22 protein-coding genes are annotated in these 24,498 nt (G+C 60.8%); 11 read left to right on the forward strand and 11 right to left on the reverse strand.

Annotation, left to right across the window (positions count from 1 at the left end):
* Positions 1-178: 178 nt before the first annotated feature.
* Complete coding sequence (locus tag JN524_RS17370; protein WP_202370125.1) at positions 179-1,678, reverse strand: efflux transporter outer membrane subunit; 1,500 nt, start codon at positions 1,676-1,678, stop codon at positions 179-181.
* A gap of 282 nt (positions 1,679-1,960) precedes the next feature.
* On the opposite strand from JN524_RS17370, the gene JN524_RS17375 reads away from it, so the two are divergent.
* From JN524_RS17375 to JN524_RS17390, 4 genes are all read left to right on the forward strand, one after another.
* Entirely contained in the window at positions 1,961-2,929 is a 969-nt protein-coding gene (locus tag JN524_RS17375) for a LysR family transcriptional regulator (RefSeq protein WP_064586051.1), read from the forward strand.
* A 382-nt stretch (positions 2,930-3,311) separates the two neighbouring features.
* Positions 3,312-3,686 carry a DUF6124 family protein gene (locus JN524_RS17380; protein ID WP_202370126.1) on the forward strand — a complete coding sequence of 125 codons (375 nt, stop codon included), beginning with the start codon at positions 3,312-3,314 and terminating at the stop codon, positions 3,684-3,686.
* A 628-nt stretch (positions 3,687-4,314) separates the two neighbouring features.
* Positions 4,315-5,289, forward strand: a complete 975-nt coding sequence (locus JN524_RS17385; protein WP_202370127.1) for a 2-hydroxyacid dehydrogenase — start codon at positions 4,315-4,317, stop codon at positions 5,287-5,289.
* 148 nt (positions 5,290-5,437) lie between these two features.
* Positions 5,438-5,947, forward strand: coding sequence for a DUF2165 family protein (locus tag JN524_RS17390; RefSeq protein WP_202370128.1), 510 nt, complete (start codon positions 5,438-5,440; stop codon positions 5,945-5,947).
* A gap of 26 nt (positions 5,948-5,973) precedes the next feature.
* On the opposite strand, the gene JN524_RS17395 is transcribed toward JN524_RS17390, so the two are convergent.
* Entirely contained in the window at positions 5,974-6,876 is a 903-nt protein-coding gene (locus JN524_RS17395) for a DMT family transporter (RefSeq protein ID WP_202370129.1), read from the reverse strand.
* A 187-nt stretch (positions 6,877-7,063) separates the two neighbouring features.
* Between JN524_RS17395 and JN524_RS17400 the strand changes: the two genes are divergently transcribed.
* Positions 7,064-7,939 carry an AraC family transcriptional regulator gene (locus JN524_RS17400; RefSeq protein ID WP_202370130.1) on the forward strand — a complete coding sequence of 292 codons (876 nt, stop codon included), beginning with the start codon at positions 7,064-7,066 and terminating at the stop codon, positions 7,937-7,939.
* A gap of 99 nt (positions 7,940-8,038) precedes the next feature.
* Here JN524_RS17400 and JN524_RS17405 read toward each other — a convergent pair whose 3' ends face one another.
* From JN524_RS17405 to JN524_RS17430, 6 genes are all read right to left on the reverse strand, one after another.
* The gene (locus JN524_RS17405; protein ID WP_202370131.1) at positions 8,039-10,468 is read right to left on the reverse strand and encodes a TonB-dependent siderophore receptor; all 2,430 of its coding nucleotides are present in this window, start codon (positions 10,466-10,468) and stop codon (positions 8,039-8,041) included.
* 198 nt (positions 10,469-10,666) lie between these two features.
* Positions 10,667-11,656, reverse strand: coding sequence for a FecR domain-containing protein (locus JN524_RS17410; protein WP_202370132.1), 990 nt, complete (start codon positions 11,654-11,656; stop codon positions 10,667-10,669).
* Positions 11,653-12,219, reverse strand: a complete 567-nt coding sequence (locus JN524_RS17415) for an RNA polymerase sigma factor (protein ID WP_003221797.1) — start codon at positions 12,217-12,219, stop codon at positions 11,653-11,655. The genes JN524_RS17410 and JN524_RS17415 overlap by 4 nt, the downstream gene beginning before the upstream one ends.
* Position 12,220: 1 nt before the next feature.
* Positions 12,221-12,547 (reverse strand): DUF3325 domain-containing protein, encoded by a 327-nt coding sequence (locus JN524_RS17420; protein ID WP_202370133.1) that lies wholly within the window; start codon positions 12,545-12,547, stop codon positions 12,221-12,223.
* A complete protein-coding gene (locus JN524_RS17425) occupies positions 12,547-14,121 on the reverse strand; it encodes a PepSY-associated TM helix domain-containing protein (RefSeq protein WP_202370134.1) in 1,575 nt (524 codons plus the stop codon). The genes JN524_RS17420 and JN524_RS17425 overlap by 1 nt, the downstream gene beginning before the upstream one ends.
* Complete coding sequence (locus JN524_RS17430) at positions 14,118-14,423, reverse strand: DUF3649 domain-containing protein (RefSeq protein WP_007967542.1); 306 nt, start codon at positions 14,421-14,423, stop codon at positions 14,118-14,120. Before JN524_RS17430 ends, JN524_RS17425 begins: the two co-directional genes overlap by 4 nt.
* 178 nt (positions 14,424-14,601) lie before the next feature.
* Between JN524_RS17430 and JN524_RS17435 the strand changes: the two genes are divergently transcribed.
* The 3 genes from JN524_RS17435 to fecA all read left to right on the forward strand — a co-directional run bounded on the left by JN524_RS17435 (position 14,602) and on the right by fecA (position 18,526).
* Complete coding sequence (locus tag JN524_RS17435; RefSeq protein WP_202370135.1) at positions 14,602-15,090, forward strand: sigma-70 family RNA polymerase sigma factor; 489 nt, start codon at positions 14,602-14,604, stop codon at positions 15,088-15,090.
* Positions 15,087-16,019 (forward strand): DUF4880 domain-containing protein, encoded by a 933-nt coding sequence (locus JN524_RS17440; protein WP_202370136.1) that lies wholly within the window; start codon positions 15,087-15,089, stop codon positions 16,017-16,019. Before JN524_RS17435 ends, JN524_RS17440 begins: the two co-directional genes overlap by 4 nt.
* Positions 16,020-16,195: 176 nt before the next feature.
* On the forward strand, positions 16,196-18,526 hold the full coding sequence (fecA, locus tag JN524_RS17445) for a TonB-dependent Fe(3+) dicitrate receptor FecA (RefSeq protein ID WP_202370137.1): 2,331 nt from the start codon (positions 16,196-16,198) through the stop codon (positions 18,524-18,526).
* Between the two features lie 282 nt (positions 18,527-18,808).
* On the opposite strand, the gene JN524_RS17450 is transcribed toward fecA, so the two are convergent.
* Together JN524_RS17450 and JN524_RS17455 are read right to left on the reverse strand one after the other, a co-directional pair.
* A complete protein-coding gene (locus JN524_RS17450; RefSeq protein WP_027610895.1) occupies positions 18,809-19,213 on the reverse strand; it encodes an HPF/RaiA family ribosome-associated protein in 405 nt (134 codons plus the stop codon).
* 200 nt (positions 19,214-19,413) lie between these two features.
* On the reverse strand, positions 19,414-20,361 hold the full coding sequence (locus JN524_RS17455; RefSeq protein ID WP_202370138.1) for a LysR substrate-binding domain-containing protein: 948 nt from the start codon (positions 20,359-20,361) through the stop codon (positions 19,414-19,416).
* 135 nt (positions 20,362-20,496) lie between these two features.
* On the opposite strand from JN524_RS17455, the gene JN524_RS17460 reads away from it, so the two are divergent.
* The 3 genes from JN524_RS17460 to JN524_RS17470 all read left to right on the forward strand — a co-directional run bounded on the left by JN524_RS17460 (position 20,497) and on the right by JN524_RS17470 (position 23,888).
* Positions 20,497-21,873, forward strand: a complete 1,377-nt coding sequence (locus JN524_RS17460; RefSeq protein ID WP_202370139.1) for an L-serine ammonia-lyase — start codon at positions 20,497-20,499, stop codon at positions 21,871-21,873.
* Between the two features lie 86 nt (positions 21,874-21,959).
* Entirely contained in the window at positions 21,960-23,261 is a 1,302-nt protein-coding gene (locus tag JN524_RS17465; RefSeq protein ID WP_202370140.1) for a serine/threonine transporter, read from the forward strand.
* Positions 23,262-23,570: 309 nt separating this feature from the next.
* On the forward strand, positions 23,571-23,888 hold the full coding sequence (locus JN524_RS17470; RefSeq protein WP_202370141.1) for a DUF3509 domain-containing protein: 318 nt from the start codon (positions 23,571-23,573) through the stop codon (positions 23,886-23,888).
* Here JN524_RS17470 and JN524_RS17475 read toward each other — a convergent pair.
* The gene (locus JN524_RS17475; RefSeq protein ID WP_003221775.1) at positions 23,885-24,385 is read right to left on the reverse strand and encodes a phosphate-starvation-inducible protein PsiE; all 501 of its coding nucleotides are present in this window, start codon (positions 24,383-24,385) and stop codon (positions 23,885-23,887) included. The genes JN524_RS17470 and JN524_RS17475 overlap by 4 nt on opposite strands.
* Positions 24,386-24,498 lie beyond the last annotated feature (113 nt).

The following is a 24,498-nucleotide window of genomic DNA, read 5'->3' on the forward strand; positions in this document are numbered from 1 at the left end:
TGGTGAACACAAACTCTGTGGTGAGGGGATTTATCCCCGACGGGTTGCACAGCAACCCCAAACAAGGCAATTGAGTTCTCACAGTCAGATTGCACAGGCTCGTATTGGGTCTGCTTCGCAGCCCATCGGGGATAAATCCCCTCACCACAGGTATTAAATTGCCAAAGAGATCGTGTGTTCACCGCAAAAGGGCCGGGGTTTTCGGGGCCTGGGTTTGCTCGGCTGTGGGCACATCATTGCCAGCTCCGAGTCCGCCACCCAGCGCCGTCACCAGCTCGGCATGCGCACTCAAGCGCGCCGCCTGCACCTGCTGCTGCACTTGCTGTTGCTTGAACAACAAGGTCTGCGCATTCAGCACGTTGAGGTAATCGGTGAGGCCACGCTGGTAGGCGATCATCGCGATGTCGTAGGTCTTCTGCGCAATAGCCACCGATTCGGCGGCGAAGGCTTGCTGCTTGTCCATCGACTCGCGGCGGATCAACTGGTCGGAGATGTTCTTCAGCGCATTGACCAGCGTCTGGTTGTAATGCGCCACGGCGATGTCATACCCGGCGGAGGCTTCACCCAGCTCACTGCGCAAACGCCCACCGTCGAAGATCGGCAGCGAGATCGCCGGGCCGACGTTGTAGTTGAGTTTCTTGCCAGTCAAAAACTCCAGCGCCCCACCGCCGGTGGCCATGTAGCCGAGGCTGCCGACCAGATCGACGTTGGGATAAAACCCGGCATGCGCGACATCGATGCCGCGTGCCTGCGCCGCCACTTGCCAGCGACTGGCGACCACGTCCGGGCGCTGACCGAGCAACTCGGCGGGCAATGCCGATGGCAGTTTCAACGCAGCGCCCAGCGCCAGAGTCGGCCGCTGCAACTGCGCCCCGTCGCCCGGGCCTTTGCCCGCCAGCGCGGCGATCTGGTTACGGCTCAGGGCAATTTCTTCGTCGAGCGCATCCAGTTGCCGATGGGTCTCCGGCAACGGCGTTTCGGCCTGACTGACTTCAAAGTGCGTGCCGATGCCGCCGTCCAGACGCTTCTGCGCCAGGTCGAGAATCTGCTGTTGCTGTTTTAGCGTCGCGGCGACGATATCGCGCTGGGCGTAATGCAGCGACAGCTCGATGTAGGCGCGCACGATGTTGTTCTGCAATTCCAGTTGCGCCAGCCGCGCTTCGGCGGCGCTCATGTGCGCCAGATCCACCGCGCGTTCGCTGGCATTGCTTTCCCGGCCCCAGAGGTCGAGGGCGTAGCTGAAGCCAAGCGCGGCGTTGTTGTCCCAAGTGGTGGTGTTGGCCAGCTCGCCCGGGCCGTAGAACTGGTCGGTCGGCCAGTTGTGGCGCTTGAGCGTGGACTCGCCATTGATCTGTAACGACTCGGCCGATTCGGCGACACCGGCCAGCGCCTTGGCCTGACGCACCCGCGCCGCGGCCATGGCCATGCTCGGGCTGCCCTGCACGGCGAGGTCGATCCAGTGATTGAGTTGCGGGTCGCCGTAGGCTTGCCACCATTGTGCGGTGGGCCAGTGTGCGTCACGGGCGGCGTGGGCGATGGCGTCGTCAGTGGCCAGTGCGTCGGCTTCCAATGCCTTGCTATGCGGGGCAATTCCTTGCGTTGAGATGCAGCCGCTGAGACCCAGGGTAAAAGCCAGAACACTGAGCGGCAAAAGCGCTCTGTTGATGCGACGCGGCACAGCTGCGAATTCCTGAAAGAGGATAAGGCGGGGGCGTGTTCCCTTCTGTAGGAGCTGCCGAAGGCTGCGATCTTTGATCCTGATTCCCTTAAAACAGAATCAAAAGATCGCAGCCTTCGGCAGCTCCTACAGGGAACGGCGCAATTCTAGGTGGGCGCCTTGGTGGCGATAAGCTGGGATTCCTGTGAATCTTTGTTACCGTTAACGAGATAATCCGTTGGTCGGGGGTCTCAGCCCCTGAAACTTCGTGTCACAATTTGCCATCTCCCTTGAGAGCACCCCATGGACACATTGCAAAACATGCGCGCCTTCAGTTGTGTGGCCGAAGCCGGCAGCTTCACCGCCGCCGCCGTGCAACTCGACACCACCACGGCCAACGTCTCGCGCGCGGTCTCCAACCTGGAAGCCCACCTGCAAACCCGCCTGCTCAATCGCACGACCCGGCGCATCGCCCTGACCGAGGCCGGCAAGCGCTACCTGCTGCGCTGCGAACAGATCCTGGCCTATGTCGAAGAAGCCGAAGCCGAGGCCAGCCAGGCCCACGCGCGCCCCGCCGGCCAGCTGAAAGTGCACACCATGACCGGTATCGGCCAGCACTTCGTGATCGACGCCATCGCCCGCTACCGCAAGACCCACCCGGACGTGACCTTCGACCTGACCATGGCCAACCGCGTGCCGGACCTGCTCGACGAGGGCTACGACGTGTCCATCGTGCTCGCCAGCGAACTGCCGGACTCGGGCTTCGTCTCGCAACGCCTGGGCATCACCTACAGCATCGTCTGCGCCTCCCCGGCCTACGTGAAAGCCAACGGCTGCGCGCAAAAACCCAGCGACCTGCTGAACCACGCCTGCCTGCGCCTCGTCAGCCCGGTGATCCCCCTGGAAAAATGGGCCTTCAACGGCCCCGACGGCCAGGAAATGGTCACTATCAACAGCTCGCCGTTCCTGGTGAACTCCGCCGACGCGATGAAAGCCGCGATCATCAGCGGCATGGGCGTCGGCGTCCTGCCGGTCTACGCCGCCATCGAAGGCCTGCGCAACGGCACGCTGGTGCGGATGATGCCCAACTACCGCTCGCAGGAACTCAACCTGTACGCGATCTACCCGTCGCGGCAATACCTGGACGCGAAGATCAAGACCTGGGTCGAGTATTTGCGCGGGTCACTGCCGGAGATATTGGCGGCACATCAGGCGGAACTGGCGGCGTATGAGTTGAGTGGGAGCCTCGCCGGAGCCCGCGTCGCCAACTGATTTTCAACACACGGTGTTCACTGTAGGAGCTGCCGCAGGCTGTGATCTTTTGCTCTTGATGTTTAAAAATCAAAAGATCGCAGCCTACGGCAGCTCCTACAGAAGCGGTGATTTGAAGGGAGTTTTCCGACAGGTTTTGACGGTTGTGACTCGGAAGTGGGGTGGATAGGCTCAGGGGGTCGTTGACGAATCAACGACCGGACTTGGTCGTTCGGGTTTAGAATGGCGCACTTTTTAAGCTTGCTTAATGGCGAGCTGTGCGTGGGAGGGCCTTGGCCCTGCCGGGTTTCCATTCCCTGGTCGACCAACCTGCGTACGGTTCGCCACCCTATTGCTTGGTCGCAGTACGTGGCGAACTCCACATCCCGAATGGAGTTCCACCATGATCAAACCCACACCCAATCCGCCCCAAGCCGAAAGCACCTCCCCCTACGAATCCCTCGATTCAAAAAAGCTCCACGACGCCGCCGAGCGTGCACTCGACCATTACCTGAAACCTTCCGCCGCCGCTGTGAGATTCCATAAACCCAGCAGCATGTTCCAGGTCGCCCCCGAGATGGACAACGAAAGCCTGCTGGTTCACGCCTGCGAATCACTGGCCTCGGCAAGCATCATGACCAGCGACATTGCGGCCTATGTCGAAAGCCCGCAGCGGCAGACGATACTGGCGATCCAGCAGATCATCATGCTGGCTGAACTGGCGGTGAATCGGGTGCTGGACAACGTGGAAATCAGCCAACCTGCAGCACACAGCTAAGCCATTGCAGGAGCGGGTTTGCTCGCGCAGGCGTCAACATATCCAACACTTTTGGTGCCTGACATACCGCTTTCGCGAGCAAGCTCGCTCCCACAGTTGGAATAGGTGTGTTCAGTTGGAGATTGGTCGGCTCGTAGGCCGCCATCGCGAGCAGGCTCACTCCTACAGAAAAGCAAAGCAGTCCAGACAGACCGCATGCTCTTCACCACTCAAATGGCCGAGTGTCAGCTCGCCGAAAGCTCTTGATCTTGCCGTGCCGGCCCCATCGGCAGGCTGAGTGGAGGGGTTTATCCGGGGGTAGGCGCGCAGCGCCATGCGGCGAAGCCGCATACATCGAGAGGAGGTGCAGCGAAGCAAACCGGAGGCGATGCCCCCGGATGAACCCCGCAACGAAGGAACCCGAGCCACGGCGAGGGCCGTACGCCGGGGCCCAGCGTTTTGGTTACTTTTTGGCGTCTGAAAAAGTGACTCGCCGTAAGGGCGAAACCGCCAGCCGCAACACCCGAAGCAACGGATAAACACCCAAAACCCCAAAGAGCATGGTCGGCCCAGAGGCCGCCAAGACAAGCCAAACCCCACAAAGAAATGTTAGCGTGCTTGGTAATAAAGACAGCCGAGCCCAAGCCCAATGAAAAAAACAGTCCTGGCCTTCAGCCGCATCACCCCGCCCATGATCGAACGCCTGCAACAAGAGTTCGACGTCATCGTCCCCAACCCGAAGAACGGCGACATCAACGCCCAATTCAACGAAGCCCTGCCCCACGCCCACGGCCTCATCGGCGTCGGCCGCAAACTCGGCAAAGCCCAACTCGAAACCGCCACAAAACTCGAAGTGGTCGCCAGCGTCTCTGTCGGCTACGACAACTACGACCTCGATTACTTCAATGAACGCGGGATCATGCTCACCAACACCCCCGACGTGCTCACCGAAAGCACCGCCGACCTCGCCTTTGCCCTGATCATGAGCAGCGCCCGCCGCGTCGCCGAACTCGACGCCTGGACCAAGGCCGGCCAATGGCAGGCCAGCGTCGGCGCGCCGTTGTTCGGTTGTGACGTCCACGGCAAGACCCTGGGCATCGTCGGCATGGGCAACATCGGCGCCGCCGTCGCCAGCCGGGGCCATTTCGGCTTCAACATGCCGATCATCTACAGCGGCAACAGCCGCAAGACCGAACTGGAACAGCAACTCGGCGCACAATTTCGCAGCCTCGACCAACTGCTGGCCGAAGCCGACTTCGTCTGCCTGGTGGTGCCGCTCAGCGACAAGACCCGTCACCTGATCAGCCACCGAGAATTGGCGCTGATGAAACCGGGCGCGATCCTGGTCAACATTTCCCGCGGCCCGGTGATCGATGAGCCGGCGCTGATCGAAGCCCTGCAGAACAACCGCATCCGCGGCGCCGGTCTGGACGTCTACGAGAAAGAACCGCTGGCCGAATCGCCGCTGTTCCAGTTGAAAAATGCTGTGACATTACCGCACATCGGCTCCGCGACGAATGAAACCCGCGAAGCCATGGCCAATCGCGCAGTGGCCAACCTGCGCAGCGCCTTGCTCGGCGAGCGTCCACGGGATCTGGTGAACCCGCAGGTCTGGCGCGGTTAAACACAATCGGGCAAGTGTCAGAAGACACTTGCCCGTCAAGTTACGCACTTGCACATACTTTGCAATTCAACCCGCCACCAAAACAAAAGACCCCGCTATAAACTCTCCCGACATATCGAATTCTCGACAAATGTTATGGAGAACACACTTGAACGCTCTGACCATGGATAAAACTATCCGCTACAGCAAAGTCATACTGATGAGCTACTTCAGTTTCTTTGGCTTGCTTATGATGTTCAGCAATTTCACCGACTACGGTTCAAATTACCAATATGTCGCGCACGTGCTGAGCATGGACACGACCGAGCACAACGCCAACTTGCGCTACCGCGCCATCACCTCGCCAATACTGCACCACCGCATCTACTGGCTGATCATTACGCTGGAAGTTACTTTCAGCACATTTTGCCTATTGGGCGTGTACCAACTTTTCAAGCACATCAATGCTTCCGGTGAGGAGTTTCACGAGGCCAAGAAGTTCTCCGTCATCGGTCTGATGATTGCCATCTTCATCTACTACGTATGTTTTCAAGTTGTCGGTGTCGAATGGTTCGACATGGACACTTCACAAAACTGGAATGCCAAGGACTGGGCCCGGCATATTGTCGATTTTATCTTGCCGCTGATGATTTACATCGTAATAAAAATCGAGCGCTGAACATCAGCGCCCGAACAGTTTTGAGTTCAAGCCAACTTGCCCTGTACCGGCAATACCGCTGCCCGAGGCCGGCGAAATACCAATACGTTGCCGAACATCACCAGTACCAGCCCGACCAGCGCCGGCGTCGTCCATTGATAGCCTTCGGCAAACGCCGACACGTTCAGCGCCACCACCGGGAACAGCACGGTGCAATAGGCTGCCCGTTCCGGGCCCATGCGTCCGACCAGCGTCAGGTAGGCGGTGAAGCCAATTACCGAGCCTGGGATCACCAGATACAGCAGCGCGCCGACGTAACGTGGCGACCAGTCCATGTCGAACGGAATGCCTTTGACCAGGCACCACACCGACAACATCACCGCCCCGTAGGCCATGCCCCAGGCGTTGGTGGTCAACGGTTTCAGACCGGCCTTCTGCTGCAGGCTCGAGAGCATGTTGCCCGCCGAAAAACATAAGGTGCCACACAATGCCAGGCCAAGACCGAGCAACGTTTCAGGGCTGGCGTGATGGCCGGCCAGTTCCGGCCAGAACAGCATTCCCAGGCCAGACAGGCCGAGCGCTCCGCCCATCAGCACGTTGCGAGCGATGCGCTGACCGAAGAACACCCGGGCATTGAGCGCGTTCCACAATGTGGCCGTGGAAAACACCACCGCGACCAGCCCGCTGGGAATCCACTGGCTGGCGGTCAGAAAGCACATGAAGTTGACGCAGAACAGGCACAAACCCTGCGCCACGCAGATCAGATGCCCGCGCCGGTTCATCGGTTGCAGCCGCCGACTGAGCAGCAACAACACAAACAGCACCAGCGCGGCGAGGCCAAAGCGATAGACGATCGATACCGGAATCGCGACCACGCCCAATTGCCATTTCAGGGCAATCCAGGTGGTGCCCCAGATCAGCACAGTCAGCAGATACAGCGAAAGGTTCATGACGAGACTCCTGAGGACACGGGACACTCTGTGGCAAGCTCCCTCGCCACAGGTTTTGCGTTTAACAGCGATTCAGGGTGCGGCAGCCAGGATCGGGGCGCTTGCAGATTCTTGCGCTTTTGTCGCCCGACAGGCTGGCAGCGCGCAGGCTACGGAGTAGGATGCAAGGCGTTGGAGAGAACCGAACATGGCCGCTATCGATACCCTGCAAGTCTTTCAAGCCCTCAACCGCTCGCCGAACGCACGCCTTGTGCACAGCGCCGAGCTCGGTGACGGCTTGTCTGCGGCCCTGTGGACCAACCACCACGATGCTCAGGAATACGAAGCACCGAGCCATCACACCCTGTCCTGCTACATCGCCGGAGGCACCGGAACTTTTCGTCGCGGCCAACCGGGGCACAAGGGTGGGCCGGACAAGCTGTGCATCCTGCCGGCGGATCATGAATCCGGCTGGGTGATCAACGGCGATATCCGCCTCGCTCATCTGTATTTCAGTGCCGAGCAGTTTGCCTTGGGGTGCGTCACCTTGCTCGATCGCGAGCCGCGAGAGATGCAACTGCGTGAGCAGACCTTCCTGGAAGATCCGCAACAGGCGCGACGCTTTCGGCAGTTACTGACGCTGAATTGGGAAGAACCTGCCGAACGCTTGCTGACCAGCAGCATTGCCCATGAATTGATCAGCCATACCCTGCTCAGCCAAGTCGGCGCCCGTCAGGGTTTGCGCCTCAAGGGCGGACTGGCACCGCATCAGCGACGGCAATTGGTCGAGTTCATCGACTGTCAGTTGGCCGAGCCGATCAGCCTCGGGCAACTGGCCGGGCTGTGTGCATTGTCGGAATACCACTTTGCCCGAATGTTTCGCGTGAGCTTTGGCTTGCCGCCGCATCAGTACGTACTGGCACGGCGCTTGACCCGGGCGCGGGAGTTGTTGCGCGGGACGGCGTTGCCGCTGGGGGAGATTGCGCTGGCGTGCGGGTTTGCCAGTGCCAGTCATTTCACCAACCGGTTTCGGCAGGTATTGGGTGGGACGCCGGGGGATTATCGGCAGGCGTTTTTGCGTTAGAGCCAGATCAAAAGATCGCAGCCTTCGGCAGCTCCTACAGTTGGAATGCGTTTCCCCTGCAGGAGCTGCCGAAGGCTGCGATCTTTTGCTGTTTTCGGATCAGAACTCCAGCGTACTGGAGAGCGAAATCTGCCGTGAATCGCCCATCGACACAAAGAACCGGCTCGCCGCCGAGGTGTAGTAGGTGCGGTCGAACAGGTTCTTCACGTTGAGCTGGAACTTGACCTTCTGCCCTTCAAGCTTCGTGTCGTAAGTGGCAAACGCATCGGCCACGGTGTAGCTCGGCAGGTCGAAATCATTCACCGCATTGCCCGCGCGTTCGCCGACATACCGCGCCCCGGCACCGACCCGCAGTTGGTCGCCACCAATCACGCTGCCGAAGTCATACACCGCCGACAAAGAGCCGCTGTTCTTCGCCACGTTTTGCAGGCGATTGCCTTTGTAGTCCGGGTCTTCGGTGACCTCGGCATCGGTGTAGGCATAGGCGCCGATCAGGCTCCAGCGATCGGTCAACTGCCCAGTCAGATCCAGTTCCAGACCACGGGAACGCACTTCGCCTGCGGCGCTGTAAATGGTGGTCGGGCCTTCAGAATTGGAGACCAGCACGTTGCGCTTCTTGATGTCGAACAGTGCGATATTGCCTGTGATGCGCCCCGGCATATCCAGACGCGCACCCAGTTCCCACGACTTGGCTTCTTCCGGCGCGATGCTGCCGTCGAGCACGGTGCTGCTGCCGCTGAGCGGGGCGATGGTCGAGTTGGGTTTGAACGATTCGGTGTAGCTGCCGTAGAACGACAACTCGTCGGTGTAGCGATACACCAGACCGGCGCGTGGTACGAATTTCTGCCCGTTGCTGTCGGTGTTGGCCTTGAACGGCACGCCTTTGCCGGCGTACTGGTCGTACTCCTGGAAGCGCCCGCCGGCGACCAGAATCCACTGGTCGTTGAGGTGAATCGAGTCCTGCAGAAACACCGAATCGCTGCGCAGCAGATCGGTCTGCGCGCTGTCCGCTGGGCTGACCGTAGTGCCTTCGACTTCGCGGCCGTAGACCGGATTGACGTAGCTGAAGGTGCTCAGGCTTTTCTGGCGGATCAGGTCAGCGCGGTAGATCTTGCGGTACTCATCGTCAACGCCGAACACCAGATCATGCTGCATGCCCAGCAGGTTGACCTTGCCCTCAAGGCTGGCGGTGGTGAAACGGTCAGTGCTGATCGCGCCTTGCGTGCCGTCCATGCTGCGGGTCAGCGTGCCTTTTTTGGTGTCGATGGCGGTCACCCGCACCTGGCTGGCGTCGTAGGTTTCGCGGTTCCAGCTGTAGCCGAAGTGAGCTTTCCAGTCGTCGTTGAGTTCGTGGTCGGCCTCGAAGTGATACAGGTCGGAACGCCCCTCCATGTCGTTGAACGGCTCGTCCAGACGCTCGTTGCGCGAAATGTCCAGCGGATGGTTGGTGCGCGGATCAATCACCGTGCCCCGGTCGAACGGGGTGAGAAACTCGCGGTGCTCATAGCCGAACGACAGCTTGGTGCGCTCGCCGAACCAGGCCAGCGACGGCGCGATCAGCGTCTCGCGGTGGGTGCCGTAGTTGCGCCAGTAATCTTCGTCTTCATGGTCCAGCACCAGCCGGTAGGCCAGCCCGGATTCGCCCAGCGCACCGGTGCTATCGAAGGTGCCGCCGCTACCGTTCTTGCCGTCGCCGTAAGTCGAGCCGCGCAGGGTCAGCGCGTTGTACTGGGTCAGTTCCGGTTTTTTGCTGACTAGGTTGACCACACCGCCCGGATCCTGAATGCCGTAGAGCAACGAGGCCGGGCCCTTGAGCACTTCGACCCGATCGACCGTCGCGTTCATCCCACGGCCCTGCACGATCGGCATGCCGTCGCGCATGATCGAGCCATTGCGGTTGTCGCCGAAGCCACGGGTCATCACCGAGTCCTGGGTGCTGCCCAAGGTGTTGCCCTGGGTGATGCCGCTGACGTTGGCCAGCGCATCGTCGAGATTGCGCGGGGCCTGATCGCGAATCACCTGAGCCGGGATCACGTTGACGGTCTGCGGGATTTCCTGCAGCGAAGCCGAGGAGCGCATCACCGAACTGGTCTGCGGCGGTTGATAGGTCATCGACTCGTCGCGGGTCGAGGTGATGGTGGTGGCGCCGAGGTTGAGCGCACCTGCGGTGGGCTGCGGTTCCAGCGCCAGAGTGTGGCTGTCGGTACGGCGGAAGGTCATGCCCGAACCGCTGAGCAGGCGTTGCAGCGCTTGTTCGGCGCTCATCTGGCCGCTGACGGCCGGGGCGTTAATGCCGTACGGTGCCTCATCGGTGTAGACCACGCTCTGCCCGGTGACGCGGCTGAAGTCGCTCAGGGCCTGGGGCAGCGGTTTGGCGCTCAGGGAGAAATTGAACTGCTTCTGCGTCGGGCTGCTGACGGTTTCAGCGGCGAGCGCCACGCTCATCGGCAGCAGCGCCGATGCGCAAAAACTCAATGCCGAAACACCCAACCACTGTTTGACCGAACCCGATTTTGCCCTGGACTTCATTGCTCAATGACCTGTGTAGAACCGCAACGGATGCGAATGACTCGCAGTTTCAGTCACTACACGGATGGGGCTGCGGTTTACCTCACTACAATTTTGAAAATATTTTGAAGATCAAAAGATCGCAGCCTGCGACAGCTCCTACAGGTATACGCGATCCCCTGTAGGAGCTGCCGCAGGCTGCGATCTTTTGACGTTGATTCAGCGCAGAATAATCAGATGCCCCAGCACCTGATGCTGCTCAAACCCCATCACCCCTTGCAGGGAACTGAGCACGGCCTGCGGATCCTTGCTCGGAAAACTGCCGCTGACCTTGCGCGCAGCCAGCTCATCGTTGAGCACAACTATCCGCCCCGGGTAATAGCGCCGCAGATCCTCCACCACGTCGGCCAGTGACGCCTTGTAGTAAGTCAGCCAGCCCTGACGCCAGGCCAGGCGTGCCTCGCTGTCCACCGCATGCAGTTTGTCTGCCGAGCCGTCAGCGAAAGCCACCTGCTGACCGGCCGTAAGAACCTGCTGCGCGCCATCACGATCCGCCGTAACGCCAACGCGCCCCGACAGTACCGTGACCTGCGCACCGTGTGGTTGCAGTCGCACTTCGAACTGCGTGCCGAGCACCCGCGCCTCGCCCTTCTCCGCCGCGACCACAAACGGATCCCCCGTATGCGTGACACTGAAAAATCCGGCACCGCGACGCAATTGCACATGCCGCTCGCCATGACTGAAATCCACCGCGATGGCACTGTCGGCATCCAGCGTGACTTGCGATTGATCGGCCAGGGTCACGGTGCGGATCTCGCCCGGTGCCGAAACGTAATCGGCACCCAGATCATCGATCCAGCGCTGCGGCTGCCAACCCGTGCCAAGGCTGATCATCAGCATCAGACACGCGGCCATCGCCAGCGCGCCCGACCAGCGCAGCAGCAGTAAACGACGCGGACGATCCATCGCATTGAGGTAGCCCTGCAACGCCAACGCCTCTTCATCGGCCAAGGTACGCGCCGGACTTTCGCTCAACTCCCAGAGCACTTGCGCCTGGGCGTAGGCCTCGGCGTGGGCCGGGTCGGCGCGCAGCCATTGGCTGAAGGTCAGTTGATCGCCGGTGCTCGGGCGGTCGTGCAGCAGGCTCAGCCAGGCGAGCGCGGCCTGCTCCTGAGCAGGCGTCGGGGTGACGCGGTCGGTGACTTTCACGGTGCTTTCCCTGGCAGACGTGGCGCGGGTTCGCGCAGGCTGGCCTTGCAGGCCTCGAGGGCGCGCATCATATGTTTTTCCACGGCGCTTTGGGACAGGCCCATGGCTTTGGCGATGTCTGCGTATTTGCGGCCGTGGATGCGATTGAGCAGGAAGATCTGCCGGGTGCGTTCGGGCAAGGCACGCAACGCCGCCTCGACATGGCGCAGATCATTGCCCGCTTCGAGCGCGGCTTGCGGTTCGCTGCCGTGACTGTCCGGCGCATCCGGTTGCCAACCCTCGTTAACCCGCACCCGCGTGCCTTCGCTGCGCAAGTGATCGATGGCGATGTTGCCGGCGCAGCGCAAAAGATAGGTGCTGAGTTCTTCGACCTGCACCAGCGGCCGCCGCCAGAAACGCAGGAACAGATCCTGCACCAGATCCGCCGCCGTGGCCCGGCAGCCGACGCGCCGGTTCACCAGCGCTTCCATCTGCGAGCGCTGCGACAGGAACACCTGGAGAAAATGCGCACGCGCCCCATGTGGTTCGTCGTCGCGGGATTCCGGGGGGTGACCGATCAGCATGTCAGACCTGCGCCCAGGCAGCGACCGGACTGGCCAGCAGGCTCAACCCGGCCAGTGCGAGGGCCAGACGTGGGCGATACGGCAGCAACAGCACCAACGCCAAGGCGCTGAGCATGAGCACCGCGAACCAGTCGACCAGACCGAAACTCCAGCCGTGTGCAGCGACTGCCGCCCAAAGCGACAGCCCGAGCAACAGCCAACCAGTGAGTTTCAGACCCCGTGCGCGTCGCGCCGAGGGTTTGTTGCCGAGCAGTTCATCATGGTGCCGAGGCATCGACAGACACAGCGCGCTGAACGCGGCATAGCACAGCAACAACGCCAGCAACATCAGCTGACCTCCTGCTCAAGCGCGATCGGTCGCGGCTTTTCGCGGGATGTTTTTTTCACGCTGACGGCGCCGCCGGCACGCTGCATTTTCCATGCGGCCCAGCCGAGGAACAGACCTGCGCCCAGGCAAGTCAGATCGAAACCCGCCAGCGTCCAGTCACCTTGCGCCAGCGTTACCCCGAGATTCCACGGTGTGGTCAAATTGATCAGCGGCGCCGCGATAAACAGCACGGCAGCCAGCGCGAGCTGTTCGACCCAGGCCTTGCGCCCTTTGCGCAGCAACGCATGCACCACACTCAAAGCCCAGGCGATAAAAAACGCATTCACTTCCTGATCGGCGCGCCCGAGCAGATCTGTCGGCAACAGGCGATTGGCCAAAAAGAACACCGCCACCGCCAACACCAGCCCGGCCATGCTGGCGATGTTCAGCACTTCCACCAGACGCAATTCGAACGGCATCACGCCGCTCTTGGCGTGTTTGAGCTGGCGCTTGCCAAGCCAGATCACCAGCCCGGTGCCGATCATCGCGGTACTCGCCAGACCGCAGATGAAATACAGCCAGCGCAACGTCGCCCCGGCGAAGTGGCCCATGTGCAAACCGTAGAACGTGCCGCCGACGGCCATCGCCACGGGCTGCTCCGGGGTGCTGCCGAGGCGCTCGCCGGTGAACGTCACCGCGCGACCGAAATCGTGGACGACGCGGTCGCCACGGCGCGACAGCACCACCGAGGCATTCGCGTCCCCCGGATTGTTCACTGTCAGCCGCGCGGTGCTGCCTCCCGCCCACTGCTCGCTGGCCTTGGCCAGCAGTGGTGCCATCGGACTTAGCGGCGCCGCCCGGTTGGCTGGCTCAGGGGTCTTCGATGCCGGAAAAACTTCGTCGTAAAAGGCGCGCACGTCGCCGTTATAGGACGCCAGAATGCTCGCCGGCATGACCATCGCCATGAAAATCACCAGGCTGCTGTAGGTGATCATCAAGTGAAACGGCAGCACCAGCACGCCGACCGCGTTATGCCCGTCGAGCCATGAACGCTGGCCTTTGCGCGGGCGAAAGGTGAAGAAGTCCTTGAAGATTTTCTTGTGGGTGATGATGCCGGTGATCAGCCCGACGAACATCACCATCGCCGCCATCGTCGCCAGCCAGCGGCCCCATGGATAAGGCATTTGCAGCTGGAAATGGAAGCGGTAGAAGAACTCGCCGCCCAGGCTTTCGCGGGCCTGGACTTCACTGCCGGTCTGCGCGTCGAGTGTTCTGGATTCGAACTTGCCGCGCTCGCCCGGTGTGTTCGGCGCCTGCTGCCAGCGCACCGTCAGGCCCGGGTCACGGGCGTCGGGCAAGTCGATCAGCCAGCGCGAGGCGCCGGCGGCGTGTTGCTGCAGGTAACTTTGCGCCAGGGTCAGGCTCGCTTCGGCATTGATGGGCCGCGAGGGAATTTCCGGCTGCATCCAGTGGCTGATCTCATCCTTGAAATAGGCCAGCGTTCCGGTGAGGAAAATCGCAAACAGCAGCCAGCCGAACACCAGCCCCGTCCACGTGTGCAGCCAGGCCATCGACTGACGAAAGCCCTCTTTCATGCGTAACCCAAGCCCCGCGCGGCACCCGACACCGTCGCCAGAATCACGCTCGGCACCAGCAAACCGACCCACGCCGACCACGCCGTGCGGCAAGCGAAGCACCACAGCACCGCGACCAGATAGACCAGAAAGGAAATGGTCATACCGGTCACCACCGCTTCGGCGCGGCTCAACGGCAGCCACATCGTCAACGCGACACTGGCCAGCGCCGCGACCAGATAGCCGCCGAACACCGCCGCCAGCACCCGCGAGGTGACGGCCAGACGATAGGACATGGGAAGTGAGGCGAGTTTGCCTTTCATGTTTCGACCCTGAAACGAAAAAACGTCCGGCCGACAAGCCGAACCAACAGGCGAGCAATATTAATGATAAATATTCTCATACGCAAAAGCATCTGATTGCCGGGCACCCTCGCACGCCCCTACAATGCGAACAGTTCTTGTTCTCTAACGCATCGATCATGCGCCCGGAGTAATACCCTTGTCGTCCGCCCATCCCGTCGAATCGCTCTACCACGACCACCACAGCTGGCTCACCGGCTGGTTGCGGCGCAGGCTCGGCTGCCCGGACAGCGCGGCGGATCTGGCGCAAGACACGTTCATTCGCGTGCTCAGCGCCCGCGAACCCGCGGTGATCATCGAACCGCGCGCCTTCCTGACCACACTCGCCAAACGCGTGCTGTTCAATCATTACCGCCGTCAGGACCTGGAACGCGCCTACCTCGACACCCTGGCGCAGATGCCGGAAATGGTTGCGCCATCGGAAGAAGACAAAGCGATCATCCTGCAAACCCTGATCGAACTGGATCAGTTGCTCGATGGCTTGCCGCGTCTGGTCAAGCGCGCCTTTTTGCTGGCGCAGGTCGATGGCCTGACTTATCCGCAAATCGCCGCCGAACTGGGCATTTCGGTGGCCACGGTCAAACGTCATCTGCACAAAGCCGCCCTGCGCTGCTATTTCGCCCTATGAACCGCGTCCCGGATTTCTCTGCGCAAGTGGCCGAACAGGCCGTGCACTGGCTGATGGAAATGCAGCAAGGGTCGCTCTCCCCCCGTCAGCAACAAGCCTGGCAACAATGGCTGGACGCCCACAGCGAACATCGTCGCGCGTGGGAGCACATGCAGCGGGTCAACCAGCGCTTGCGCGGCGTGGCGTCGCCATTGGCGCATGCCGCGTTGAACGGGCCGAAGTCTTCCAACCGCCGTCAGGCACTCAAGTTGCTGCTGCTTCTAGGTGCCGGTTCCGCCGTCACCTGGGGCATGCGCGAGCACAATCCGCTGCCGACGATGCTCGCCGATTACCGCAGCCCGCTGGGTGAGCGACGCAAGGTGACGCTGGGTGCGGGCAGCCAGTTGCAGCTCAACACCGCGAGCGCAGCGGACGTGGATGGTGCGCAGCGGCTGATCCGTTTGCTGGAGGGCGAGATCCTTTTGAGCACCGCCCAAGCGTTCGAAGTACACACGGCACAAGGGCTATTGAAAACCGCTGCTGCCCGACTCAACGTACGGCAATTTGCCGATCGCACGCAGGTGGCGCTGTTCGAAGGCCAAGTCGAATTGAATGTCCACGGGCGCGCGCCGGTGTGGCTGCCCGTTGCCCGTCAGCTAAGTTTCAGCGCCACCTCGATCAGCGCCGCCCAGTCACTGGACGCCAACAGCGGCGCCTGGGCCGACGGCATGTTGATCGCCGCGCACATGCGCCTGGGCGATTTTCTTGAAGAACTCGGGCGTTACCGTCGCGGCCAGTTGCATTGCGATGCGAAGGTGGCCGACTTGCTGATCTCCGGGACTTATCCACTGGACGACAGCGAGCGGATTCTTGATCTGCTGCAAATCAGTCTGCCGGTGAAAGTTCGGCGGTTTACCCGTTATTGGGTCAGTGTCGAGGCGCGGGTTTAGCAGCAAGATCAAAAGATCGCGGCCTGCGGTAGCTCCTACATTGGCTCGGTGTACATCCTGTAGGAGCTGCCGCAGGCTGCGATCTTTTGCTTTAGAAAATAAATGAGCCGTTTTTCAGATCTGGCGTGACAGAGAAGGAAAGCCCCCTTGATTCAACCTTCTCAGGATCAACCTTCATGCACCCCACTTGCCTCACGCCGCTGGCCCGCAGCCTGCGCAACTTCGTACTGGGCGCCAGCCTGAGCTTCAGCGCTCTGCCGGCCATGGCCGCCGAAACCAAGGTTTACCATATTGCCCCGGCATCGCTGGAAAACGCCCTCAACCAGTTTGGTCGTGAAGCCGGCGTGCTGATTTCCTTTGGCTCGCAAGTCACCAGCGGTGTGCAAAGCCGTGGCCTCGAAGGCAGCTACAGCGCTGCACAAGGTCTCGATGCGCTGCTCGAAGGCACCGGCCTGCAAGCTCGCGCCGAGGGCGACAATGCCTTCAGTCTGCAACCGACCGGCGACACCGCATTGGAGCTGGACACCTCGAAAGTCGTCGGTGACTGGCTCGGTGATGCAGCGCAGGTCAACGTCTTCGAACATCCGGGTGCCCGTGATGTGATCCGTCGCGAAGACTTCGAACGTCAGGGTGCGACTCAGGCACGCGATGTGCTCAACCGCATCCCCGGGGTCAATGCTCCGGAAAACAATGGCACCGGCAGCCACGACATGGCGCTGAACTTCGGCATTCGCGGTCTCAATCCGCGCCTGGCCGCGCGCTCGACCGTACTGATGGACGGCATTCCCGTGCCCTTCGCACCGTACGGCCAGCCGCAGTTGTCGTTCGCGCCGATCAGCATGGGCAACATGGACGCCGTGGACGTGGTGCGTGGCGGTGGCGCCGTGCGTTACGGCCCGCAGAACGTCGGTGGCGTGGTCAACTTCGTCACCCGCGCCATTCCCGATGCGCCGACGGTCAAGGGTGGTTTCCAGACCGAAACCAGTCCGTCGTCGAGCCATGACGGCTTCAAGACCAGCGCCAATCTGCTGGCCGGCGGCACCAACGAAAATGGTCTGGGCGGCGCGCTGCTGTACTCCGGCACCCGTGGCGGCGACTGGCGTGAACACAGCGACAGCGAAATCGACGACCTGATCCTCAAGGGCAAATACCAGCTCGACGAGGCCAACAGCTTCAACGCCATGGCCCAGTATTACGAAGGCAAGGCCGACATGCCCGGCGGCCTCAGCGTTGCCGATTACGACGCTGACCCGTACCAGTCGACGCGCCTGAAAGACCAGTTCTGGGGCCGGCGGACGATGTTCAACTTCGGCTATCGCTATCAGGAGGATCGCCGCGAATTCACCGCCAACACCTTCTTCACCAAGACCCTGCGCAGCGGTTATCTGGATCAGGGCAACTTCCTCTCGCTGTCACCGCGCGAGTATTGGGTGCGCGGTTTCGAAACGCGTTTCGCCCAAGGCTTCGACCTCGGCCCGACCAGCCATGAAGTCGGCGTCGGTTACCGCTACATCAACGAGGCCGGCCACGAGTTGCGCTATCGCACGCCGATCAGCAGCAACCAGTACCCGACCACCGACAGCCGCAACGACCGCGACACCCGCGGTGGCACCGAAGCCAATGCGTTGTTCGTCGACGATCGCATCGACATCGGCAAATGGACCATCACTCCGGGCGTGCGCTACGAGATGATCGAGTCGCAGCAGACCAACAACCTGACCGACGTCAAATACAAGGGCGACTACAACACCGCACTGCCAGCGCTGAATGTGCTTTATCACCTGAGCGACAGCTGGAATCTTTATGCCAACACCGAAGGTTCGTTCGGCAGCGTGCAATACAGTCAGATGCCCAACCGTGTGAGCAGCGGCGAAGTGAAACCGGAGAAAGCCCGCACCTGGGAACTCGGTACCCGTTATGACAACGGCGCCCTGCGCGCAGAGATCGGCGCGTTCCTGATCAACTTCGACAACCAGTACGAAAGCAACCAGACCAACGATTCGGTGATCGCCCGGGGCGAAACCCGCCATCAAGGCATCGAGACCAGCGTCAATTACGCGCTGGATGACTTGAGCCCGGCACTCGCCGGTTTCGATGTGTACGCCACTTATGCCTATGTTGACGCGAGCATCCGCGAAGACGGGCCGAACAAGGGCAATCGCGTGCCGTTCTCGTCGAAACACAAAGGCACGATTGGCGTCGGTTATACCGAGGGCCCGTGGAAACTCAACGTCGACAGCAGCTTCCAGAGCGACCAGTTCGCCGACAATGCCAACACCTCCAGGGAAAGCGCCGACGGCAGCACCGGTAAGATCCCCGGTTACATGCTGTTCAGCAGCCGCGCCGGTTACGACTTCGGCCCGCAACTGTCGGACCTGAATGTGGCGGTGGGGGTGAAGAACATCTTCAACACCCAGTATTTCACCCGCTCGTTCGATGACAACAACAAGGGCAAGTACGTGGGTGAACCGCGCACGGTGTACGTGCAAACCTCCCTCGCGTTCTGAGATTGAAAAAACCCTCACCCTAACCCTCTCCCAAGGGAGAGGGGACTGATTGCGGGATGCTTGCGAAGTACGCCGACCTGATTCTGCTTTGCCGAATCCATAGTCGAGTCGGACTTTCAGGTCGATGTTTCACGTCAGACACCTCGGTCGGCCCCCTCTCCCGGAGGGAGAGGGCTGGGGTGAGGGGCCGCTTTCTGATGCCCTGCGCAAAAAACGCCACAAACAAAAACGGGCCTGCTTGCGCAGGCCCGTGCTCATGGGGTGGCTTGAAAAATCAGCGCATCAACTGTTGATCGCTGCCTGCTCATTCTCCAGAAACTCTTCTTCCAGCAGTGCGTCATTCGCTTTGCTGAATGGCACGATGGCGGCGCGGGGCTTGCCTCGCAGTTTGCCAAACAGGTGCTCCAGCGCGTGCTCCAGTTTTTCGGCTGCACCGTCGATCGCCTGTTCCAGCGAATCGGCTTTATGGGTGACGGAAATCGGTTGATGGCCTTTTGGCCGCGCTTCCAGTTGGCAGCGCAAGTCATGGGGACCTGGTTTGTCGCCGTTCTCGTCGCTCAGGTGGACTTCGACACGGGTCAGGTCTTCTTCATAACGTTCGAGCGTGCTCTCAATAGTTGTACGTACCCACTCCTCCAGTCGCTTACTGCTTTGAATATGGTTATCGCTGTTGACTTGGATTTGCATAGTTCATCCCTTATTTCAGCTAGCTCGCCAGAGGCCTTGAATTGGATTTCCTGACCTCCTGGTTACAACAATCGGCCCGACTGACGAACATTTCAACCCCTGAAAAAAGATAAATATTCATTCGCAAAAAAAGCCGGACAACCGAGCAAGTCACTGGTAAGGTCGGGAGTTGGGTCGCCTCGCAACCCTGCAAAATCTGCTCACAATTGCCCGTCGTTCAACGGGTGCAAGCTGCGGAAAATCCCCGCTTCCTCCACCAGCCAGTCATGCACGGCGCGCACGCCCGGATGGCTCAACGTCCCCGGCGCATACAGCAAAACGTAACGTTTGTGGTTGGGCACCGACAATCCGAACGGCACGATCAACGTCCCGCGCTCCAGCTCATCGTTGAGCAATGTGCGTCGGGCAATCGCCACGCCCATGCCGGCAATTGCCGCTTCGATGGTCAGGTGATTGCGATTGAACGTGTGCCCACGCCGAACGTCGGCACCCTCAAAACCGATCGCGTTCAGATAAAACTCCCATTCCGCATATTCATAACTGCCACGCCAGGCGGTGATGTCGTGCAACAACGGGAAATGCACCAGATCCGCCGGCCCGTGCAGCGGAGGGCGTCCGCGCAACAAATTCGGCGCACACACCGGGAAAATCTGCTCATCGAGCAAGGCTGTGGATAACAGTCCCGGATAGCTGCCGTCGTTCAGGTCAATCGCCAGATCGAAATCGCCCTCGTGCAACGGCACGCTGCTGTCCTCGGCCACCAGGCGCAACTGGATGTCCGGATAGCGCTGCTGCAGACGCGGCAAACGCGGGGTCAGCCATTTGCTGAGGAACGACGGGATCGAGCGCACCCGCAGAATCCCGCTGATCATCCCCGCATCCAGTCGACGCAATTCAGCATCGATACTGCCATAGGCCTCATTGACCGTGATGGCCAGTCGCTGGCCTTCCGCACTCAACTCGACACCCCGCGCCCGGCGATGGAACAGGCGAAAACCGAGACGCTCTTCCAACTGGCGAATCTGCTGACTGACCGCCCCCGGGGTGATATGCAGCTCTTGCGCACAACGGGTGAAGGACAGGTGCCGCGCGGCACAGGAAAACACCTGCAGCCAGACGTAGGTCTGGGCATGCAATTGACGACTCATTGTTTAGTCCTGCTAAAGGCTTTCTTAGGAAGTTTCGTTGGTCACGTAGGACCGAGGTAGGCAGTATCGCCGACATTGCGCTTGTCCTACAAAAAATGGCAGCGATTCCTACTCCATTGCTTGTAAGGGTTTAGCATGGCTATCAGTGTTTTCGATCTATTCAAAGTCGGCATCGGTCCGTCCAGTTCCCACACCGTCGGCCCGATGCGCGCCGCTGCAACCTTTGCCCAGGCGCTGATAGACCAGCGCTTGCTCAACGATGTGCGCCGCGTGGAAATCCGTTTGTACGGTTCGCTGTCGGCCACCGGCGTCGGCCACGCCACCGACCGCGCCACGGTCATGGGCCTGATGGGCGAATGGCCGGATAGCATTGATCCGGCGACCATCGACCCTCGCATCCAGCAACTGCGCGAAAGTGGCCTGTTGCTGCTGGCCGGGCAGAGAGAAATTTCCTTCAACTGGCAGCACGATCTCCTGCTGCTGGACGAAAGCCTGGCCTACCACCCCAACGCCATGTCGTTGACGGCCTTTAGCGAAAGCGCCGAGCTCTTTACCCAGACGTACTACTCGATCGGCGGCGGTTTCATCATCGAAGCCGCGGAAGCCGAGTCCGGTGTGGCGCCGGCCGGCGACGTGGTGCTGCCGTACGATTTTTCCAGCGCCGCCGAACTGCTGAACCTGTGCAGGCAGCACAACCTGCGCGTGTCGGAACTGATGATGGCCAACGAGCGGGCCTGGCGCAGCGACGCTGAAATCCGTAACGGTTTGCTGCACATCTGGTCGGTGATGCGTGAGTGTGTCGAGCAAGGCCTGCGCCACGAAGGCGTGCTGCCCGGCGGGCTGAACGTGCCGCGCCGGGCGGCGAAATTGCACCGCAGCCTGCTGGAAATCGGCAAGCCGAATGTCATCAGTTCGACGCTGTCGGCGATGGAGTGGGTCAACCTGTTCGCCCTCGCCGTCAACGAAGAGAACGCTGCCGGGGGGCGCATGGTCACCGCGCCGACCAATGGCGCGGCCGGGATCATTCCGGCGGTGCTGCACTACTACATGAAATTCAATCCGGACGCGTCTGACGATGACGTGGTCGCGTTCTTCATGGGCGCCGCCGCGGTCGGCATTTTGTGTAAGAAAAATGCCTCGATCTCCGGCGCTGAAGTCGGCTGCCAGGGCGAGGTCGGTTCGGCCTGCGCCATGGCCGCCGCGGGCCTCGCTGAAGTGCTCGGTGCGACCCCGGAGCAACTGGAAAACGCCGCCGAAATCGGCCTGGAACACAACCTAGGCCTGACCTGCGACCCGGTCGGCGGCCTGGTGCAGGTGCCGTGTATCGAACGCAACGCCATCGCCGCCGTGAAAGCGATCAACGCCACGCAAATGGCCCTGCGCGGCGACGGCAAACACTTCATTTCCCTCGACCGGGTAATCCGCACCATGCGTGATACCGGCGCCGACATGCACGACAAATACAAAGAGACTTCACGGGGCGGCCTGGCTGTGAACTGGGTGGAATGCTGACGCGCATTGCCTGACCGTCCCGGCGGGCCGCAACTTGCGGCCCGCCAACCGTGAGCCCGAGCAAAAATAATAACGAGGCAAAAACGATGACCGATGTACGTACACCTGCTGCCGAAAATCCCGCTGTAGATCGCACACGCAACACCGAAATTGCCCACAAGGGCTGGAGCAAATCCGACACCACCTGGATGCTCGGTCTGTATGGCACCGCCATCGGCGCCGGCACTTTGTTTCTGCCGATCAACGCCGGCGTCGGCGGTTTCTGGCCGTTGCTGATTCTGGCACTGCTGGCGTTCCCGATGACCTTCTTCGCCCACCGGGGACTGACTCGCTTCGTGCTGTCCGGGCGTTCCGGAGACATCACCGAAGTCGTCGAAGAACACTTCGGTATCGGTGCCGGCAAGCTGATCACCCTGCTGTATTTCTTCGCGATCTTCCCGATTCTGCTGGTGTACAGCGTCGCGCTGACCAACACCTTGAGCAGCTTTCTCGAACACCAATTGCACATCGCCCCGCCACCTCGGGCAATCCTGTCGCTGGTGCTGATCCTTGGCCTGATGGCCATCGTGCGTTGCGGGCAAAACGTGATCGTCAAAGCCATGAGCGTGCTGGTCTATCCGTTCGTCGCCGCGCTGCTGTTGCTCGGCCTCAGCCTGATCCCGAACTGGAACGGTGCGTTCTTCGCCAGTGCCAAGGAGGCGATGCCGCTGTCGACGTTCCTCAAGACGATGTGGCTGGCGATCCCGGTAATGGTGTTCTCGTTCAACCACTCGCCAATCATCTCTGCGTTCGCGGTTGACCAGAAGCAACGCTACGGCGCCGAGGCCGAACGCAAGAGCAGCGGCATCCTCGCCATGGCCCACGGGATGATGGTGGTGACGGTGATGTTCTTCTGCTTCAGCTGTGTGCTGGCGCTGTCGCCGGCCGATCTGGCCGCGGCCAAGGCGCAGAACATTTCGATCCTGTCGTACCTGGCCAACCACTTCCAGACCCCGGTCATCGCCTACGCCGCACCGCTGATCGCGCTGGTGGCGATCACCAAATCCTTTCTCGGCCACTACATCGGCGCCAGCGAAGGCTTTCAGGGCATGATCGTCAAGAGCCTGCGCGGTCGTGGCAAGGTGATGTCGGCCAGCTGGCTGAACCGCTTGACCGCACTGTTCATGATCCTCAGCTGCTGGGCCGTGGCCACCTTCAACCCGAGCATCCTCGGCATGATCGAAACCCTCGGCGGGCCGGTGATTGCCTGCCTGTTGTTCCTGATGCCGATGTACGCCATCCGCCGTGTGCCAGCCTTGCGCCAGTACTCGGGACAGGCGTCGAACGTGTTCGTGGTGCTGATCGGCCTGATTGCACTGTCGGCGATCATCTACTCGGTTCTGCCCTGAAACGGGCCACAAATGACAAAGGCGAGCCATGGGCTCGCCTTTTTTATGCCGTATCCATTGTCCAACAATTTTCCCGGCACAGCCCTTGCAATTCCTATGTAGGAGCTGCCGCAGGTTCGGGCCGCGTTCGGACGATCTTTTGATCTTCATGACCGAAGTCAAAACAGCGCAGATCAAAAGATCGCAGCCTTCGGCAGCTCCTACAAAACGCAACAACACAGGCCACGGAATCGCCGATGATCAGGTATTGCGAACCAACCCGATCACGGCCGGTCAACAACTGCACGTTCAATCAGGCGGTGACGCATCATGGACAACCCTTTTCAGATCATTACCGATGCCTTCGCGCCGGACTATCAGATCAACCTGAGCATCCAGGGGCTGGACGGCAGCATCATGCTGACCCTGTCCAACAGTGGCCGGATCGTCGCCAAACGGATGATCAGCGCCGAACAGCGCAACGATCCGGTACGGCTCAAACGGCTGGTGCAAAGCATTCAGTTCGGCATCGCCATCGAACAGGGCCACAGCGCGATGGCGATCCTTGAAGCGATGACCGGCGGCGACGGTCTGCCACCGCCACCGCAGCCAATTGACGGCCGCTCTCGACCGTCAGCCGGGATTTAGAGTTCGCCCTTCTCGATCTCGGGGTGCTCACCGGAGCCGGCGCCGAGTTTGCGTTGCGGTTTTTCGATCTTCACCGACGGAAATTGCGACGAGGCGTAACGCACCACCAGGATCGAGAACGCCAGCAGCAGAATGCCACCGCACAGGTAGATGATGCCCATGTCCGGCGGGTTGTGGTGCGAGACATTGGAGATCAGCAGGCGAGTCAGCGCAGTGATCGCCACGTAGATCAGGAAGCGCACCGGCATGTGGTTGGTCTTGAAGTAAATCCCGACCATCGCCCCCAGTTCCAGATAGATGAACAGCAACAGAATGTCATCGATCTTGATGTGGCCTTCTTCGAGCATGCCGAGAAATTCCATCACCGCCGCCCACGCGGTCACCGCACCAATGGCGAACAGCGCCAGATAGTGGAAGGTCTCGACGAACAGGTTGCCCAGGGACTCGGCCAGTTGATGCACGTTTTGCCGCAGTTTCTCGGCCCAGTTGATTTTCACGATGATGTTCCTTAGCCCGACTCGGGCGGATGATGCGCGTTGGACGTGACGGTTTTCTGCACGTCTTGAGTTTCATGCAGAAAAGAGGCCACGCCATCATGGCGAGCCGGCAC

Origin of the sequence: Pseudomonas sp. MWU318, from assembly GCF_016756945.1 — a bacterium.
Classification (GTDB): domain Bacteria; phylum Pseudomonadota; class Gammaproteobacteria; order Pseudomonadales; family Pseudomonadaceae; genus Aquipseudomonas; species Aquipseudomonas putida_A.